The organism is Kineococcus indalonis (assembly GCF_009906395.1).
Lineage (GTDB): Bacteria > Actinomycetota > Actinomycetes > Actinomycetales > Kineococcaceae > Kineococcus > Kineococcus indalonis.
In genome coordinates, this window is record NZ_JAAALM010000679.1 from 1 (window position 1) to 1,754 (window position 1,754).

The 1,754-nt window shown below is 76.3% G+C and carries 2 protein-coding genes; one reads left to right on the top strand and one right to left on the bottom strand.

Annotated elements, in window-relative coordinates; all coding sequences use genetic code 11:
* Window positions 1-545, bottom strand: a 545-nt coding sequence (locus GTR00_RS20195) for a TetR/AcrR family transcriptional regulator (RefSeq protein ID WP_166613324.1), incomplete at its 3' end; no start/stop codon positions are given.
* Window positions 546-657: 112 nt separating this feature from the next.
* On the opposite strand from GTR00_RS20195, the gene GTR00_RS20200 reads away from it, so the two are divergent.
* A complete protein-coding gene (locus tag GTR00_RS20200) occupies window positions 658-1,590 on the top strand; it encodes an aldo/keto reductase (RefSeq protein WP_166613325.1) in 933 nt (310 codons plus the stop codon).
* The last annotated feature ends 164 nt before the right edge of the window (window positions 1,591-1,754 follow it).

Sequence of the window (1,754 nt, forward strand, 5' to 3'; positions counted from 1 at the left end):
GTGGCGACGGGGTCGGCGTCCGGGTCGTCCATCCAGCAGCGGGCCGACACCCGCGAGACGGAGGCGGCGCAGGAGGCCAGCACGCGGGCGCGCAGCTCGTCGGCGCCGGGTTCGCGCCGGCGCACGGCGGCGGCCAGCTCCTCCTCGACGGCGGCGATGCGGCCCAGCAGCACCGGCAGCAGCTCGGGGTTGTCGTGCACGACGGCGAAGAAGCGCCGGGCGTCCTCGCGGTGGCCGTGGGCGCGCTCGGTGTGGGTGACCAGCAGCTCCTCCAGCGCGTCCAGGGCCGGGCCGCCGCCCTCGCGGAACGCGGCGAGCAGGTCGGCGTCCCAGGCGGGGGCGAAGTGCAGCAGCGCCTCGTCCTTGGAGGGGAAGTAGTTGAAGAACGTGCGCCGCGAGACGCCCGAGCGCGCGGCGACGTCGTCGACGGTCACCCCGGCCCAGGGGCGCTCGCAGGCCAGCTCGAGCGCGGCGCGGGCGACGGCGGCGGTCGTCTCGGCGCGGCGGCGCTCGCGCAGCGGTGCGAGGGGAGGCGGGGTGGGCACCCCTTAAATTTGCACCCCGTGCAAAGTGGGCGTCAAGTGCACTGCCTGCCCGCGGTGCACCGAACGGGTGGCTCCGCGCGCGCCCGCCGCCGAGCGGTGCTGTGCTGGGCGCATGACCCGCATCGGCACCTCCGACCTCGACGTGCGCCCCCTGAGCCTGGGCGGGAACACCTTCGGCTGGACCTCCGACGAGGCGGAGTCGCACCGCGTCCTCGACGCCTTCGTCGACGGCGGCGGCGACTTCATCGACACCGCCGACGTCTACTCCGCCTGGAGCGAGGGCGGCGCCGGCATCTCCGAGACGATCCTGGGCCGCTGGTTCGCGAAGTCCGGCAAGCGCGACGCGGTCGTGCTCGCCACCAAGGTCGGCAAGGCCCCCGGCCTGGAGGGCCTGGGCGCCGCGACCATCCGCAAGGCCCTCGACGCCTCCCTGCAGCGCCTCGGCACCGACCGCGTGGACCTGTACTGGGCGCACGCCGACGACGAGGGCACGCCCGTGGAGGAGACCCTGGCCGCCTTCGACGAGCTCGTCACCGCCGGCAAGGTCCGCGCGATCGGCGCCTCCAACTTCACCGGCCCGCGCCTGCAGCAGTCCCTGGAGACCTCCCGCCGCGAGGGCCTCGCCGCCTACGTCGCCCTGCAGAACGAGTACAACCTCGTGCGCCGCGAGGAGTACGAGTCCGGCCCCGCCGACGTCGTGGCCGCCAACGGCCTGGCGATGGTGCCCTACTTCGCGCTGGCCTCCGGGTTCCTCTCCGGCAAGTACCGCCCCGGCCAGAGCGCCGACAGCGCCCGCAGCGCCAAGGCCTCCGCGCACCTGGACACCCCCCGCGGCCAGCGCGTGCTCAGCGCCCTGGACGAGGTCGCCACCGCCCGCGGCGCCGAGGTCGCCACCGTCGCGCTGTCCTGGCTCAAGGCGCAGCCCACCGTGGTGGCCCCCATCGCCAGCGCCCGCACCGTGGAGCAGGTCGGCCCGCTGCTGGCCGCCCTGGACCTGGACCTCACCGACGAGGAGCTCGCCGCGCTGGAGCGCGCCTCCCGCTGAGCCGGGCCCCGGCGGGCCCGCGCCACCCGCGCGGGCCCGCCGGCAGGGGCCGTCCACGAGCGCTGCACACCCGCTGCACACGACGTGCGCGGGGCCCGCGCGCACCGGACCGGCGCCGCCCGCCCGCGTGCCGCACAGTGGGACGGTGACGTCCAGCACCGCTC